Origin of the sequence: Xanthomonas hydrangeae (assembly GCF_032697525.1) — a bacterium.
In the GTDB taxonomy this organism is placed as follows: domain Bacteria; phylum Pseudomonadota; class Gammaproteobacteria; order Xanthomonadales; family Xanthomonadaceae; genus Xanthomonas; species Xanthomonas hydrangeae.
This window is the reverse complement of sequence record NZ_CP103836.1, coordinates 4,718,229-4,733,791: the sequence shown is the minus strand read 5'-3', so window position 1 is coordinate 4,733,791 and position 15,563 is coordinate 4,718,229. Positions and strand designations below refer to the sequence as shown.

Genomic DNA, 15,563 nt, shown 5'->3' with positions numbered 1-15,563 from the left:
GGCACTCAGCGTGGCTGCACGCCAAGCAATTCCACATCGAACACCAGCGAGGCGCCAGGCGGAATCACCCCACCCGCACCGTTATCGCCATAACCGTAATCGGGCGGAATCATCAAGGTGCGCTTGCCACCCACGCGCATGCCGTCAACGCCATCGTCCCAGCCGCGGATGACTTGATGGCCGCCCAATACAAACTGGAATGGTTCTGCGCGATCGAGCGAGCTGTCGAACTTTTTGCCGTGCTTGTCGGCGGCCTTTTCGTCGTACAACCAGCCGGTGTAGTGCACGGTGACCATCGCGCCGGGCGTTGCCACTGCGCCGGTGCCGACGGTGCGATCGATCCGCTCGAAGGTAGCAATCGTGCCACCGGACGGCGGCAGGGCCGGCGCACAACTTGCGAGCAACAAGGCGGCACAGAGCGTCAACAGAAGGCGCATGGGATGGTCCATGAAGGAAGGTCGCCATTATCGCATCTGGCTCCGGCTATCATCGCGCCCATGGCCAAGCTACTGCTCAATCTGCGCAATGTTCCCGATGACGAAGCCGACGAGGTGCGGGCGCTGATGCGCGAGAAACTGGTGCAGATCTACGAGACGCGGCCGAGCAATTGGGGCATTTCCGCCGGTGGCATCTGGCTCAGCGACGATGCCGACTACCCGCGCGCCAAGGCGGCGATGGATGCCTATCAGGCCCAACGCGGGGCAGTCGCACGCGCGCAGCGTCAGGAGGCACTGGCATCGGGCACCGCCGAAACCTTCGCTGCGCTGCTGCGCAAGCGTCCGCTGTTCGTGATCGCCACGCTGATCGGCATGCTGGTGGTCGCCTCGCTGGTGCTGCTGCCGTTTCTGCTGTTGCGCGGCTGATCCCATTGCGGCGCCATCGGGCTTAAAATGACCCGATGATCACCAATACCGCCGCCTACCAGTTCGTCGCCGTCCAGGACCCGCAGCAGCTTGCCGACAGCGTGCTTCGCCACGCCGAGCAGCAGGCGCTGAAGGGCTCGGTGCTGGTGGCCGAGGAGGGCATCAATCTGTTTCTGGCGGGCGAGGCCGAGCAGGTCGGCGCGTTCTATGCGTGGTTGCAGAGCGATTCGCGCTTTGCGCAGATGCGCATCAAGTACAGCCTGAGCGCGCAGCAGCCGTTCGCGCGGCTCAAGGTCAAGTACAAGCCGGAGATCATCAGTTTCCGTCGCGACGATGCCTCGCCGCTGCAAGGACGTGCGCCTGCAGTGACGCCAAGCGTGCTGCGCGAATGGATGCGACAAGGGCACGACGATCGCGGTCGCCCGCTGGTGCTGCTGGACACGCGTAATGCGCAGGAAGTGGCATATGGCACGTTCCAGGGTGCGTTGACGTTGCCGATCGACAAGTTCACCGAGTTGCCGGGCGCGTTGGAAGCACATCGCGCTGCGCTGGCGGATGCCACAGTGGTGAGCTTCTGCACCGGCGGCATCCGCTGCGAAAAAGCCGCGCTGTGGATGCAGGCCGATGGCATGGACAACGTGTTGCAGCTCCAAGGCGGGATCCTGGGCTACTTCGAAGAGGTCGGCGGCGAAGGCTATGACGGCCGCTGCTTCGTCTTCGACGAGCGTGTCGCGCTGGATCCCGAACTGCGCCCACTGGTGGATGCCGAGCGCAGCACCGAGGCCGGGGAAATCTGACCGGGCGCGAGTGAATTTCCCGATATTCGCGCACTGCGCGTGTTCGGATCATACAAACACGAGCCAACTTTGCCCCGCATGAGCGTCATGCCTTACCGCGGCGAGAGGCTTTGGTCTCTGACTTGAAAGTAATACGTCGCATCGTGCTTGCCCTGAATTATTCACGGAGATAGGCTGCACCAGCCAGCCGCATAGCGAGGACAACAAGGATGACCATCAGAGTTTTTCTGATCGACGATCATGCACTCGTGCGTACAGGCATGAAGATGATCCTGTCCAAGGAAGTGGACATCGATGTGGTGGGAGAGGCCGAGAGCGGGGAGTCGGCGTTGCCGCAAATCCGCCAGCTCAAGCCCGAGATCGTGTTGTGCGATCTGCATCTGCCCGGCGTCAGCGGTCTGGAAATCACCGAGCGCATCGTCAAGGGCGATTACGGCACCCGCGTGGTCATCGTGTCGGTACTGGAAGATGGCCCTCTGCCCAAGCGTCTGCTCGAAGCCGGTGCATCCGGCTACGTCGGCAAGGGCGGCGATGCGCAGGAACTGCTGCGTGCAGTGCGTGAAGTCGCACTGGGGCGGCGCTATCTCGGCAACACCATCGCGCAGAACCTTGCGCTCTCCAATCTAGAAGGTGGCGGCTCGCCGTTCGATACGTTGTCGCCACGCGAGCTGGAGGTCGCTTTGTTGCTGACGCAGGGCCTGCGCCAGGAAGACATCGCCAAGCGCCTGAACCTCAGTGCCAAGACCATCAATACCCACAAGGCGCGCCTGTTCGAAAAGGTTGGCATCCAGGACAGCATCGCGCTCGCGCGTCTGGCCAACCAATACGGTCTGACCGATCCTGCGCAAACAATGTAGGTCATGCGCTGGTGATTGGTCTCGCTGATGCAGCCCGCCAGATTGCTGCATGGTGAGATGGTGATCGAGTCGGATCTGCGCGGCGAGTGCGGTGTCTCGAATGTAATAGGCGTGATGCATGCAACGTTGATGCACACAAGGTGCTGATCGTTTCAGCACAATGTAATGAGCAGCAGCTCCTGACAAGCGAGATCTCAGAACCCATTGACTCACTGAGCAGCTAACGCGCTTGTGCATCCTCGCAGCCGTCTTATTCGCAACTTGCACGCAAAAACCAAGCGGCCCGAAGGCCGCTTGGTTTGACGCCGACCTTGCCTGATTGGTCAGGCAAGGTCGAAACAGGCGATGCAGCGATCAGTGATCGCTACGTGGCTTGTTGGTGTCGTCTTCCTGCTCTTGAGCTTCAGTCGCAGTCGACGGAGCCACCGGCTTTACAGCTTCCGGGACGACAACCGACGGCTTGTGCTCATCGTCGGCCTGCTTCTGCACGTTCGCAGGAGCTACGGGGGCGACTGCTGCAGGCTGCTCAGGCGCCTTGTACGGTGCCGGCGTTTCAGCAGGCGCCGATGCCGATGCCGATGCCGATGCTGTGGCGTCGGCCGGAGCCAATGCGTCGAGCAGCGTTGTCTGCACCGGTGCGTACGGCTTGCGTGCCTGAGTCACTGGAGCAGCGTCGGCAGCCGGAGTGCTCTGCGGCACCGTCGTGGTGGAAGTCACTGCGACATCCACAGCCGGGCTTGCAGCGCTGGACGGCTCTGCTTGCGATGGCTTGACGGTGACCACCTCTGCCTGGGCAGCCGGGACGCTCGAAGGCGCAGGTGCCGCTTGCGTGTGCACTGGAGCAGCAGCCGGAGCTGTCTCGGCTTTCACCGACTCCGCTTGCACTGGTGCCGGGGCCACGACTGGTGCAGCGGGTTCCGGGCTGACCGCAGCGGGTGCTGCAACATCAGTCGATGCCGACGACACCTGCCTCTGCTGCTTAACCGACTCCGGCGCAGTCGCCGACGTCGTCGTAGCGGCACGCTCGACAGGCGCAGCTGCAGGAGCAGGCGTCACGACCGCGGCAGGAGTTGCAACCGGGGCCGAGGTGGCAGCCGGCGTCGAGGCGGCGACCGAAGCCGGAGCCACAACTGGAGCCGGAGTAGCAACCGACGTCTGCACGGGCGTCGGAGCTGCAAACGGAGCCGCCGTAGCCTGCCGTTCGAAGGACGGCGTGGCATTGGAAACCGGCGCAGTGGTCGACGTGGTGTCGGCCGCTACCTGGCTTTCCGAACGCTCCTTCGGCACTGGACGCGGCTTCACTGCTGCTGGAGTGCTGGACTCCGGCTTGGCGCGTACAGCTGCTGCAGGCGCGGCTTCATCGTCGAAGTCGAACTCCGGCTGGCCGGCGCGCGGTGCAGCGGAGGCATGCGTCTGTGTGCCGGCTTCGTCGCCTTCGTTCTCGTTGTCGCCATCGAGATCGCCTTCGGCATCGCCGTCCAGATCGTCGGTTTCCAGGCCATCGGCGCCGATACCACCTTCACCATTTGCGCCAGCGCCACGACGACGACGACGGCCGCCACGACGGCCACGACGACGACGGCTGCCGCCTTCGCCATTGGTCGAATCATCGCCTGCTGCATCCGGTGCCTGCCCGTCTGCACTGGCGTCAGTGCCACGGTCGGCATGCGCTTCGGTCACGATCACATCGACCGGGTGTGCCGGGCTGGCTTCATTGGCGGGAACGTGCGTCGTCGCCGGCGCGGTGGTTTCGGCGATTGCCGAAACCACGCCGGCACTCGTCGCGGTTGCGGCAGTTGCGGTCAGCGTCTGTGCGGAAGCGGTGCCTTCGTCCTGACGGGCGGGGCGCTGCTGCCTCTCGGACGGTGCGCTGTCCTGCTGTGCAGATGCACGCGGGGGACGCGGAGCCTGATTCTGCGGCTTCTGCTTTTGCTGCTGCTGGCCCTGCTGCGGTTGCTTGGGTGCCTGCGGTTCGTTGCGCGGCGGCTTGGCGACCTGCACCTGCTGCTGCGCCTGACCACCATTCTGCGGGTTCTGTGCGCTCTGGCCATTGGCAGGCTGGCGACGCTCCTTGTTGGCACCGTTGCCATTGCCGCCGTTACCGCCATTGCCACGCTGCTGATTGCCGCCGTTACGCGCTTCACCACGGCCATCGCGGCGCTGACCACCACGATCGCCACGATCATTGCGGTTGCCACGGGCTGGATCGTTCTGGCGCGGACGCTGGGTCGACTCGGGGACCGGAGCCACTGGCTCGACGCCACCGAAGATCCGCTTCAGCCAACCGACCACGCCGGTGACCGGCGCAGGAAGTGGCAGTGCGACGACCGGAGCCGGAGCAGGTGCTGCAGCGACCTGGGCAGGGGCCTCCTCACGCACCGGAGCCGGCTGGCTCGGCTTGATCGAGGTCACTGCAGGCGCTGCCGGAATGTTCAACTGCGCCTTGGTCAGCGCATGCACCGGCAACTTGCGCGGGGTGCCGCGCTGATAGCTGGGCTTGCCGCTGTCTTCGCCCAGCTCGTTCTCGCGCAGGCGCGTGACTTCGTAATGCGGGGTGTGCAGCTGCTCGTCGGCAACGATGATGATCGGTGAGGCGTGGCGATTTTCGATCTCGCGCAGCGCGCTGCGCTTTTCATTGAGCAGGTAGTTGGCGATCTCCACCGGGGCCTGCACCAGCACCTGTCCGGTGTTCTCCTTCATCGCGTGCTCTTCGGCCACGCGGATGATCGACAGCGACAACGACTCGACGCTGCGCATGCGGCCATGACCGTCGCAACGCGGGCACACGATCTGGCTGGATTCGCCCAGGCTCGGACGCAGGCGCTGGCGGCTCATTTCCATCAGGCCGAAGCGCGAGATACGGCCCAGCTGCACGCGCGCACGGTCGTACTTGAGCGCGTTCTGCAGCTTGTTTTCGACTTCGCGCTGGTGCTTGGTCGAAGCCATGTCGATGAAGTCGATCACCACCAGGCCGCCAAGGTCGCGCAGGCGCAACTGGCGGGCCACTTCTTCGGCCGCTTCCAGATTGGTCTGGAACGCGGTCTCTTCGATGTCGCTGCCCTTGGTGGCGCGCGAGGAGTTCACGTCGACCGCCGTCAGCGCTTCGGTCTGGTCGACCACGATCGAGCCGCCCGAGGGCAACCGCACGTTGCGCTCGTAGGCGCCTTCGATCTGCGATTCGATCTGGAAGCGGTTGAACAGCGGAATGTCGTCGGTGTAGTGCTTGAGCTTGCGCAGGCTCTGCGGCATCACCTGCTGCATGAATTCCTGGGCGTCGGCGTACAGCTCCGGCGTATCGACCAGGATTTCGCCGATGTCGGCGCGCAGGTAGTCGCGCAGGGCGCGGATGATCAGGCGCGATTCCTGGTAGATCAGGAACGCGGCCGGCTTGCTCAGCGCCGCCTCGGCAATCGCCTTCCAGGTCTGCAGCAGGTAATCCAGATCCCACTGCAGCTCTTCGGCGTCACGGCCGACACCGGCGGTGCGGATGATCACGCCCATGTCGTCGGGGATATCGAGCTTGTCCAGCGCTTCCTTCAGCGCGGCACGGTCTTCGCCTTCGATCCGGCGCGAGACGCCACCGGCGCTCGGCGAATTGGGCATCAGCACCATGTAGCGGCCGGCCAGCGAGATGAACGTGGTCAGGGCAGCGCCCTTGTTGCCGCGCTCTTCCTTGTCGACCTGCACCACGATTTCCTGGCCTTCGCGCAACAGCTCGCGAATGGTCGACTTGTTGTGGTCGACGCCAGCCTGGAAGTAATCGCGGGAGATTTCCTTCAACGGCAGGAAGCCATGGCGCTCGGCGCCATAGTCCACGAACGCCGCTTCCAGCGAGGGCTCGAGCCGGGTGATACGGCCCTTGTAGATGTTGGACTTCTTTTGTTCCTTGGACGGCTGTTCGATGTCGATGTCGTACAGGGTCTGGCCGTCCACAATCGCCACGCGCAGCTCTTCGGCCTGCGTTGCGTTGATCAGCATTCGCTTCATTGTTGCGTTCCTCACGCGCTCTACCGCGCGGAACGCCGTGACGTTTCGCCTCTGGAACAGCTTGTCGGCCCTTCGCGCAACGCGCGGACAGGCCTGACCAGGGTTTCCAGCGCTGCAACACCACGGCAGGCCGCGGGAGCGCTTGTCTTTAAGTTTTATAGGTGTTTCAGGGCCGGCAGCCGCGTCCGGACAAACCGGGGCAGCGCACGGGACATGTTCAGCGCGACGGTCAAAAACCGACGGCGATGGCCGGGCAGGCCGGTGAGCCGCTAACATGGCCGCCCCGGGGGCGGTGGTCGCGCACTGTGCCGGAATCATCGGAAGTCAGGCTTCTGGCCAATCAACTTCCAACGAAATCAAACCCTTATCTCGCTCGCCGAGTGTAACAGAATAAAGAGCCAGATGACCGACCCCCAGTCCCCCCAGCCGCCAGCCGACCGTGTAGGCGTGCGCATTCTCAAAGTCCCGGAAGACCGCGCCGGGCAACGGCTGGACAATTTCCTGCTCGGCCAGCTAAAGGGTGCGCCGCGCAGCCTGATCTACAAGCTAGTGCGCAGCGGTCAGGTGCGGGTGAACGGCGGCCGCGCCAAGGCCGAGCGCAAGCTCGAGGGTGGGGAAGAAGTGCGCATCCCGCCGGTGCGCGTCAGCGAGGAGGGCGACAAGGCAGCGCCGCCGTCTTCGTTCATGGCCCGGCTGGAGGCGGCGATCGTTTTCGAGGATGCGCGCCTGCTGGCGCTCAACAAGCCGTCGGGCGTGGCCAGCCATGGCGGCAGCGGGATCAGCTTCGGCGCCATCGAAACCTTGCGCGCGTTGCGCCCAAACCAGACCCTGGAGCTGGTGCACCGGCTCGATCGCGACACCTCCGGCTTGCTGATCGTGGCCAAGAAGCGTTCGGCGCTGACCGAGATGCAGGCGCTGATGCGCGAGGACGACCGCGTCCAGGGCCGCGGTATCACCAAGCGCTACCTGACCCTGTTGGTCGGGCGGATGCCGGACGGGGTGATGACGGTGGATGCGCCGTTGCATATCGGCCTGCGCCAGGGTGGCGAGCGGCATGTGCAGGTGAACGCGATCGGCAAGCCCTCATTGAGCCACTTCAAGCTGCTGGAACGACGCGGCGGGCATTCGTATTGCGAAGTCCGCATCGAAACCGGCCGCACCCACCAGATTCGCGTGCATGCCCAGCATCTGGGGCATCCGGTGGCCGGCGACGACAAGTACGGCGAGGCGGAGGTCAACAAGCGCCTGCGCGACCAGCTCGGCCTCAAGCGGCTGTTTCTGCACGCGGCGTCGCTGGAGTTCGCACTGGATGCCGGCAAGGCGCCGTATGTACTGAATGCACCGCTGGCACCGGAGCTGGCCGACGCGCTGGACCGTCTGGGTCGCTGAACGCAGTCACCGCAGGCCACGTCAGCCCACCGCTCTGGCTGGCGCGCGGGTGATGTTCGCCATGTTGCCGCAGTCAGTGCTTCGATGTGCGCGCGACAACGACGAGCGCATCGAAGGTGCGGCGTTCGGAGATCTGCGAACTCGTTGGACTAGTCGCGCACCCGTGAGCGAATGGGCTCAGGGGAGTGGCGAGCGCGCTCCCCCTCACGGCGTCGCAAAGCGGAACAGCACCAGGCTGATCGCCAAGGTGCCCATGCCGGCCACCAGGCCGTAGACGGTCTCATGGCCTTTCGCGTAGCGCTTGGCAGCGGGCAATAATTCATCCAGCGCCAGAAACACCATTACGCCAGAAATCAAGCCGAAGACGGTGCCGAACACCGCCTCGGACAGCACATTGGACAAGGCCAGATAGCCGATGCCGGCACCGATCGGCTCGGCCAATCCGCTCAGCAGGCTGGCGCCGAAGGCATAGCACTTGTTGCGCGTGGCGAAATACACCGGCACTGCGATCGCGATGCCTTCGGGAATGTTGTGGATGGCGATGGCGAACGCCAGCGGCATGCCGACTGCCGGGCTTTCCAGCGTCGCAAAAAACGTTGCCAGACCTTCGGGGAAATTGTGCGCGGTGATCGCAATGGCAGTCATCAAGCCGACCCGACGGATGTAGGCGCGGTTGTCGTCGCGAAACAGTGGATCGTCGCTGGACAGGCTCTGGTGCGGGTTGGGCACCAGGCGGTCGATCACCATGATCAGCAGCATGCCAGCCAAAAACGCCAAGGTGCCGAAGGTGAACCCAAGCTTGTCGTTGTAAGCGTTGGAGAACGAGGCGATCGACTTGTTGAGGATTTCCGATAGCGACACGTACACCATCGCGCCGCCAGCGAAGGCCAGCCCGAATGCCAGCAGGCGCGGGTTGGGCTTCTTGGAGAACACCACCATGAGGCTGCCGAGCCCGGTGGCAAGCCCGGCGGCCAGGGTGACCGCAAACGCAGTCCAGACGTTCTGTGATGACACTTCGAGCATGTGACGCGACGACCTCGTGGAATGGAACGCACTTCTGCGGGGAGCGTGGCGATTGCTGCGCGATAGGCGCACGGCCACCCTCGATTGCAGGATGGTCATGCCTGGATGACGAACGTGTGGTGCCTGGTGCGATGGGCAGAACGATGACGTGGCAAACAAATGAATGCGTTTGCTGCTGGAAACGGACATGCGCCATTCGCCTGTCCGTTTCCCCATCGTCGCCTGTCTGGCGACGCGCTACCTGCGAGATTCCATCAACGCTCAGCCGCCGCGACGTGCACGCTCTTCGATGGCGAAGCATTCGTCCGGACGCGGCACCGGCGGCTTGAACGCGACCGGCACCTGGATCGTCTGCGGCACCGGCTGCCCGTTGCGGGTGGCAGGCTTGAACTTCCATTCGCGCACGCGCGTTTGCGCGGCCTCGTCCAGCACCGGTTGACCGCTGCTTTGCGCCAGCGACACGTCGGTGGGGGTGCCTTCGGTACCGATCACGACTCTGAGCACGGAGGTTCCGCCGACACCGGCGCAGGCGAGTTGCGGCGAGTATTCCGGCGGCGGCGTCTTCAAGGCGGCCAGCTCGGTCGGTGCAACCGCTGGCGCGGACGCCTGCTGGGACGACTTGCCACACCCGCTGATGCCGACGGCAACGAGTAGGCAGGCGAGGGCGGTGCGGTAACGGGTCATGCAGTGGCTCCCTGATCGTAGAGCTGCGCAGCCTTGGCCGCGCAGATGAAGTCGTTCTCGCTCAGCCCGCCGACGTCGTGGGTGGAATAGCGCACCACCACGCGGTCGTAATGCACGCCCAGATCGGGGTGATGGTCCTCGCGGTGGGCAATCCAGGCCAGCGCGTTCACGAAGGCGAGGGTGCGGTAATAGTCGGCAAAGCGGAACGTGCGGGTGATCGCCGTGCCCGCTTCGGCCAGCTCCCAGCCCGGGACCTGCGGGAACAGCTCGGCCAGGCGGGCTTCGCTGAGCTTGTGGTCGCTGCCTTTGCGCGGGAGGCAATGGGCCTGCTCCAGGGGAATCAGATCGGTCATAACGGTCTCGCAGGGGTGGCGGACAGCGCGCCCCGCGGGATCACGGTGTTCCATGAGCGCGGGCGCATTGAGCGGTAGAATAACCCGCATGATCCAGATATCCGACAAAGCCCAGACCTATTTCCGCAAGCTCATCGAACGTGAGGGCGTGCCCGGCATGGGCGTGCGCCTGAGCGCGGTGGATGCGGGTACCCCGCGCGCCGACGCCCGCCTCGAGTTCGCCGAACCGGCCGATCTCAGCGGCGACGAATGGGCGATCGACTGCGACGGCTTCACCTTATATATCGTCGCCGCCAGCGTGCCATGGGTGGATGGCGCCGAGATCGACTACGTCACCCAGTCCACCGGCAACCAGCAGCTCACCATCAAGGCGCCCAAGATCAAGGGCGAAGCGCCGGCTGATTCGGCATCGATGGTGGAGCGTGTGCGCTGGGTGGTGGAGAACGAGATCAACCCGCAACTGGCCTCGCACGGCGGCCGCGTGGCAGTGCAGGAGGTCTCGGCTGATGGTGTGGTGCTGCTGCGCTTCGGCGGCGGTTGCCACGGTTGCGGCATGGCCGATGTGACCTTGAAGCAGGGCATCGAGAAGACCTTGATGGGACGCGTGCCCGGCGTGATTGCGGTGCGCGACGCGACCGACCACGCCACCGGCGACGCGCCGTATATCCCGCGCGACAGCGCGGCCTGATTCCGCACCACCGGTGACAACGGCCGCCGATCTGCTGCAGGCACTGCGCGCGCGCATGCCGAGCAAGCTCATTCTGGATCGGCGCACCGGCCTGCCTTACGGCTGGGCAACCTGGATGCGCAACCGCGACAGCGTGGTTGCGCCGTTCGATCGCGGCCAGGTGACCGATGTACTGCTGGCGCGGCCAGCGTTACCGCACAGCATGCGGACTGCGGCGCTGCTGTCGCCATTCCAGGCGTTTCGCAGCCTGTGGTGGCAACACTGGGAACCGCGCCGGAAAGACGAACGCCCGCTGCACTGGCGGGCGTTGCTCGGCAGTTTTCTGATCCACCTCGGTTTCATCGCCTTGCTGATCTGGGTGGTCAGCGTGCGCTGGGCGCCGGATGAAACCGAACAAGGCGACGAATCGCGCGTGCGCATGAGCTTTATCGGCGAAGGCGCGGCGGAGCAGGGCGGTGGTGAAGGGGAGCCGGGTGCGCAGGCGGCCCCGGGTGAAGCGTCTACAGCGCCGCAGGCGAATGCGCCTGCGGCGAGTGGTAATCCCACTGCGTCGGCAACGCCGCCGCCACAGCCAACGCAGGCCACCGCCGGTTCCGTTGACAGTTCAAGCGTTGCCGAGGCGCAGCAGGTCGCGCCCGAACCCGTGGCTGCCGTCAGCAAGCCAACGACGCCGGATGTGCCGCAGGTGAGGGTGCAGGTGTCGCCGGTGACGATTGAATCGCCTCTGCAAGTCACCGAAACGCCAGTAGCCACCAACGACTTCGTCGTGCCGCCACCGCCTACGATCGCGGTGGCTCCGCGCCCGATCGAGGCTGCAGCGCCTCAGATACAGGTGCGTCAGCGTGAGATTCAGACGGTGACCGAACAGCCGCAATTGCGTGAGTTGCAACGTCCTGCCACCAACGTTGCGGTGCGACCTGCCACTGCGCCAGCGGTTCGAGAGCGCGAAATCGTCGTGCCGGATCGACCTCAGGTCGTTGCGCCAGTCGTGCGCAGTCGCGAGCTCACGCCGACGGTTCGCATGCCGGAAATAGCGGTTCGAACGGCGGAGTTGCCGAGCGTGCCGGATCCGGCGCCGCAGCTTCAGCCGGCAGTTACGGCGCCTGCCCAATCGACCCCGACCATACCGTCGCCGACAACATCGGCCGCTAACGCTGCGGCGCAGCCGACGCCTTCCACTGCGCCATCCACACCATCGCAAGCGACCCAATCGCGATCCGAACAATCCACCAGCGCAGCAGCGGCATCTTCATCCAGCAAACCTGCAACCAATAGCAGCGCCGGTCCGCAGCCGGCAGACCGCAGCGGCGGCTGGGATGTGGCAACCAAGGCCGACGACTGGAGCAAATCCGACCGCAACCGTGAGGGGAAAACGACCGGCGCCAATGGCCAACGCGACGGCATGTTCTACGCCGATGGCAGCGTCCGCGTTGCCGCCGAAACCGGTGATACAGGCAACAGCGCGGGCAGACGCGGGCCGCCAGGCAGCGACACCGATACCTGGAGCCGCGACCAGATCGCCCAGGGCGGCACCTGGCTGAAACGTCCGCCATACGGCTACACGCCGACCTCGCTCGACAAGTACTGGATGCCGAACCAATCGCTGCTGCAGGAATGGGTGCGCCGCGGCCTGAAGAAGATCGAGATCCCGATCCCGGGAACGACCACCAAGATCAGCTGCGTGGTGTCGCTGTTGCAGTTCGGCGGCGGCTGCGGCCTGAGCGACCCGAATCTCAACGAACAGCCGGCAACAGCCAGACCGCCGCCGGATGTGCCTTTCAAGCGGGAGTTGCAGGAGGACAACGGGGCTGTGAGGTAGAAGGTCAGCTGGGCATTTCCTGACATAATATACAGAATATGCGCGGTCAATCTGCGCAAGCTGTTGAATATCAAAGCTTTTCGTCCGACCCGTCGCCGGCATCATGCCGATGGCCAGGACCATCGCCCCGATCACCGTAGTGACCGGGGACAGTCTGTCCCAGACTGCACTCCACATGCGGTGTTCCTCAGGCGAGCTTTCTTGCTCTGCCAGCACCTGCACAGCTAGCGCCGGATCTGCTTGCGCCAGGTCGATGATCTTTGCCAGTTCCGTCTGCGAGATTCTCGCGCCGTTACGCCAGCGCGAAACTGCCATGCGGCTTAGGCCAAGTTCCTGCGAAAGCGAATAGTCGCTATCGCGTGGACATGCCTTTCTCGCTTTGTCAAGCAATTTATTTAGCGTGGTCATGTAACGTTCTGATTGACAGTTGTGTATCAGCTGAGTTTACATGCCTACCGTTGTAACCGGATTGGTTACAACCCCTCCCCCCCGGTACCCCCCGGGGGCCGAGGGTCAGGGTAGGGTAGCGGCCGCTCTAGCGACTGGCCTCGAAGCGACAGCAACAGGGGACATTTCGTGACGCATCATTTAATTCTAGCCATCTTGCTTTGCCTGATCGCGTGCGCATACCTGCGCGCCGTGTTCGCGTCGATCGCCTATCGCCGCCAGGCTCGATTCAACCGCGTTGACTCCGACTACCGCGCCGCCAGCCTGGTTGCCAACGCCAAGCGGGACGCCCGCATTCTTCGCCAGCGCGAAGAAGACCGCATTGCTGCTGCTGACTATCTCGATCCCTACACCGTTGTCGCCGAGCTGCGTGCGGAACGTCTGAGCGACGCCACGATGTGTGAAGCGGAGTGGTGCGCATGAAGGATCTCGCCTTAATGGTGCTTGCTGCATGGGCATTTGCTGCATTCGTATCCCTTTTCATCATGGGCTTCTACTTCCTTGCTGCTCCCTGGTCCTGGATCTGTGCCCTTTTTCTGTTCGTGACTCCTGTCGGGGTGCTTGCCTACTTCGTGAGTGAAGGCCTGTGACGCTGCTGGTCGCTCTCTGCGTACCCTTTTCACCGGCGCAGCTGTGCAATCGTCCGGCTCACCCGGTTGGCCCGAGCAGTAACACGGGCCAAAAGTCTCAGACCCTCGAAGGGCTATCGAAGCCGATCATCGACTTCTGCACTTTGGTCTTTGACACCGATAAGGCGGTCAATTTCTTCAAGCGCATGAACGCGCAGCAGATGGTCGCCTACGTCTTCGGCACGTCGGGCAGCATCGTCGCGGGTCCCCTGCAGGAGCGGCTCTGGAACTTCAACTACCAGCGCAGCGCCATGCTGATCGACGAGACTTCCAGCGTTTGCGGCCGCATTGGTGTCGCAGACACGGGCGAGGTCTGTATCAGCCTGACAGGGCAGGGATGCAGCCAGGTCCCCAGCTGGCCGTATGCCGAGCGCATCGCACAGGATCTGGGCGCACACCTGACACGCGTCGATATCGCCATCGATGACCATACCGGCAAGTGGTTCGATGTTCAGCAGTTCCGCGACGCCTACCACGATGGTGCCTTCACCATGAACGGCCGGCCTCCGCATGCTAAGTCGATCAGCGACGAAGGCACCAATAAGGGTTGTTCGTTCTACATCGGCCAGAAGGGCCACAAAGAGCTGTGCATCTACGAGAAGGGCAAGCAGCTGGGCGACCCTGAGAGCGAGTGGACACGTTGCGAGCTGCGTCTGTACGCCAAGCGCATCGATCTGCCGCTAGGCGCGTTGGTCGATCCGGGCAAGTACTTCGCCAGCGCCTACACCGTCCTCGCTGACCTGGTCATTGGTGAGTTGACCAGGCTGGAATTGAAAGAGCGCATGGTCAATCCGTCCGTCAAGGCCATGATCGATTTCATCGACACCCAGGCCGGTAGCGCTCTGCGTGTGCTCTGGAATGCGCTCAACACCCGTAGCCACGAATACGCCGTGTCGGTCCTCGATCGCTATCTCACGCATGACGGTGTGCCTGGTCGCTTCAAGAACCTGCAACAGCTCGATCTAGAGATACGGATCTCCAACCAGTTGGATGAGCTGTTCCCTGATTGCGCTGACTGAAAAATTCGCTGCACGTCGTTATGGCCACCGACGTGGGTAACAGCAAATGTGGTCAGAAGAATCACCCGGATCGTCGGGATCAATCAAACCTAAAAAGGGTTACACCATGAGCGGAATCAAGGTCACCGTGTTGAATAGCGAAGTCGATGAGCGTGGCGGCACTTTCGAAGATGAGAAGGGCAAGGAGCGTAGCTACACCACGCGCAAGCAGAAATGCCGCCTTGAGGTCGACGGCTTCGTGTACCCCTACGAGGCACGCCTCGAAGACGGCCAGAAGGCCTTTGCACCTGGCGAGTATGAGCTTGATGTCGCCGGCATGCTGCAGGTTAACAAGGGCAACATCGCCTTGGGCAAGTTCGCGAAGCTCAAGCCGCGCGCTTCCACACCTGCACGCGCGACTGCATAACAGATGGCCGATACCGACCCGGTAGTGCACACACAGACCCTAGTACTCACGTGCAAGGTCGATGACTTCGATGCATCTACTGGTCAGTGCTCGGCCCCGTTCTATAGCCATCCGCCCACGCTGTTTCCGTATCTCAGCGCAACGGATGGCCTGCAAATTGCGTTCGCCATCGTGGGGACGTGGACTGTCGGCTTGGTCGCGCGGCTGATCATTCGGACAACACAGCTGGAAAGCCGCAACAACTCGTATTAACCACTCACTCGTATTAACCACTCACCTGAGAGAGTCACCATGAACATCGCACTGCGTAATGCCCGCACCAACGTCGTTTCCTTCGCCACCAAGACCCGCACCAAGGCCGTCGCTGCGGTCGCCTCCGTCGCTGCCCTGGCATCGCCTGCTGCGTTCGCCCAGGTCGCCAGCGAAATCGGCGGCACCGCTCAGGCCGAGTTGACCGGCGCACAGACCATCATCGTCGGCCTGCTCGGCACCCTGGTTCTGATCGCCATCGGCTTCGTGGTCTACAGCCTGATCAAGCGCGCCAAGTAATCGCGCCTGTCCGTTTTGAACGGGGCAGGGTGATCCTGCCCCTTTTTTTTGGG

At 63.5% G+C, this 15,563-nt stretch carries 17 protein-coding genes and 1 pseudogene; 12 read left to right on the top strand and 6 right to left on the bottom strand.

Annotation, left to right across the window (positions count from 1 at the left end):
* Positions 1-5 precede the first annotated feature (5 nt).
* The gene (locus tag NYR97_RS20010) at positions 6-437 is read right to left on the bottom strand and encodes an FKBP-type peptidyl-prolyl cis-trans isomerase (RefSeq protein WP_268211544.1); all 432 of its coding nucleotides are present in this window, start codon (positions 435-437) and stop codon (positions 6-8) included.
* 60 nt (positions 438-497) lie between these two features.
* On the opposite strand from NYR97_RS20010, the gene NYR97_RS20005 reads away from it, so the two are divergent.
* The 3 genes from NYR97_RS20005 to NYR97_RS19995 all read left to right on the top strand — a co-directional run bounded on the left by NYR97_RS20005 (position 498) and on the right by NYR97_RS19995 (position 2,517).
* The gene (locus NYR97_RS20005) at positions 498-863 is read left to right on the top strand and encodes a DUF6164 family protein (protein ID WP_316695417.1); all 366 of its coding nucleotides are present in this window, start codon (positions 498-500) and stop codon (positions 861-863) included.
* Between the two features lie 35 nt (positions 864-898).
* Positions 899-1,660 carry a sulfurtransferase gene (locus NYR97_RS20000; protein ID WP_316695416.1) on the top strand — a complete coding sequence of 254 codons (762 nt, stop codon included), beginning with the start codon at positions 899-901 and terminating at the stop codon, positions 1,658-1,660.
* Positions 1,661-1,869: 209 nt separating this feature from the next.
* Positions 1,870-2,517 (top strand): response regulator, encoded by a 648-nt coding sequence (locus NYR97_RS19995; RefSeq protein WP_205394678.1) that lies wholly within the window; start codon positions 1,870-1,872, stop codon positions 2,515-2,517.
* A gap of 354 nt (positions 2,518-2,871) precedes the next feature.
* Here the strand turns inward: NYR97_RS19995 and NYR97_RS19990 are convergent, their stop codons facing one another.
* On the bottom strand, positions 2,872-6,495 hold the full coding sequence (locus NYR97_RS19990; RefSeq protein ID WP_316698391.1) for a ribonuclease E/G: 3,624 nt from the start codon (positions 6,493-6,495) through the stop codon (positions 2,872-2,874).
* 411 nt (positions 6,496-6,906) lie between these two features.
* Here NYR97_RS19990 and NYR97_RS19985 point away from each other — a divergent pair, with 411 nt between their 5' ends.
* Positions 6,907-7,893, top strand: a complete 987-nt coding sequence (locus NYR97_RS19985; RefSeq protein ID WP_316695414.1) for an RluA family pseudouridine synthase — start codon at positions 6,907-6,909, stop codon at positions 7,891-7,893.
* Between the two features lie 204 nt (positions 7,894-8,097).
* Here NYR97_RS19985 and zupT read toward each other — a convergent pair whose 3' ends face one another.
* The 3 genes from zupT to NYR97_RS19970 form a co-directional block, all read right to left on the bottom strand.
* Positions 8,098-8,916 (bottom strand): zinc transporter ZupT, encoded by an 819-nt coding sequence (gene zupT / locus NYR97_RS19980; RefSeq protein ID WP_316695413.1) that lies wholly within the window; start codon positions 8,914-8,916, stop codon positions 8,098-8,100.
* Positions 8,917-9,177: 261 nt separating this feature from the next.
* Entirely contained in the window at positions 9,178-9,600 is a 423-nt protein-coding gene (locus NYR97_RS19975) for an energy transducer TonB (RefSeq protein ID WP_115040071.1), read from the bottom strand.
* The gene (locus NYR97_RS19970; RefSeq protein ID WP_316695412.1) at positions 9,597-9,953 is read right to left on the bottom strand and encodes a 4a-hydroxytetrahydrobiopterin dehydratase; all 357 of its coding nucleotides are present in this window, start codon (positions 9,951-9,953) and stop codon (positions 9,597-9,599) included. Before NYR97_RS19970 ends, NYR97_RS19975 begins: the two co-directional genes overlap by 4 nt.
* Before the next feature lie 88 nt (positions 9,954-10,041).
* Here NYR97_RS19970 and NYR97_RS19965 point away from each other — a divergent pair, with 88 nt between their 5' ends.
* Complete coding sequence (locus NYR97_RS19965) at positions 10,042-10,641, top strand: NfuA family Fe-S biogenesis protein (RefSeq protein ID WP_006450396.1); 600 nt, start codon at positions 10,042-10,044, stop codon at positions 10,639-10,641.
* A gap of 13 nt (positions 10,642-10,654) precedes the next feature.
* Positions 10,655-12,460 (top strand): transmembrane repetitive protein, encoded by a 1,806-nt coding sequence (locus NYR97_RS19960; RefSeq protein WP_316695411.1) that lies wholly within the window; start codon positions 10,655-10,657, stop codon positions 12,458-12,460.
* A gap of 114 nt (positions 12,461-12,574) precedes the next feature.
* On the opposite strand, the pseudogene NYR97_RS19955 reads toward NYR97_RS19960, so the two are convergent.
* Positions 12,575-12,637: pseudogene (locus tag NYR97_RS19955) on the bottom strand (DUF3693 domain-containing protein); the annotation flags it as partial.
* A 399-nt stretch (positions 12,638-13,036) separates the two neighbouring features.
* Here NYR97_RS19955 and NYR97_RS19950 point away from each other — a divergent pair.
* The 6 genes from NYR97_RS19950 (at position 13,037) to NYR97_RS19925 (ending at position 15,510) form a co-directional block, all read left to right on the top strand.
* On the top strand, positions 13,037-13,330 hold the full coding sequence (locus NYR97_RS19950; RefSeq protein ID WP_316695410.1) for a hypothetical protein: 294 nt from the start codon (positions 13,037-13,039) through the stop codon (positions 13,328-13,330).
* A complete protein-coding gene (locus tag NYR97_RS19945) occupies positions 13,327-13,497 on the top strand; it encodes a hypothetical protein (protein ID WP_316695409.1) in 171 nt (56 codons plus the stop codon). The genes NYR97_RS19950 and NYR97_RS19945 overlap by 4 nt, the downstream gene beginning before the upstream one ends.
* A complete protein-coding gene (locus NYR97_RS19940; protein ID WP_316695408.1) occupies positions 13,494-14,555 on the top strand; it encodes a replication initiation factor domain-containing protein in 1,062 nt (353 codons plus the stop codon). Before NYR97_RS19945 ends, NYR97_RS19940 begins: the two co-directional genes overlap by 4 nt.
* Before the next feature lie 106 nt (positions 14,556-14,661).
* Complete coding sequence (locus tag NYR97_RS19935) at positions 14,662-14,961, top strand: single-stranded DNA-binding protein (RefSeq protein ID WP_316695407.1); 300 nt, start codon at positions 14,662-14,664, stop codon at positions 14,959-14,961.
* Between the two features lie 3 nt (positions 14,962-14,964).
* Positions 14,965-15,213, top strand: a complete 249-nt coding sequence (locus NYR97_RS19930; RefSeq protein WP_316695406.1) for a hypothetical protein — start codon at positions 14,965-14,967, stop codon at positions 15,211-15,213.
* A 39-nt stretch (positions 15,214-15,252) separates the two neighbouring features.
* On the top strand, positions 15,253-15,510 hold the full coding sequence (locus NYR97_RS19925; RefSeq protein WP_316695405.1) for a hypothetical protein: 258 nt from the start codon (positions 15,253-15,255) through the stop codon (positions 15,508-15,510).
* Positions 15,511-15,563 lie beyond the last annotated feature (53 nt).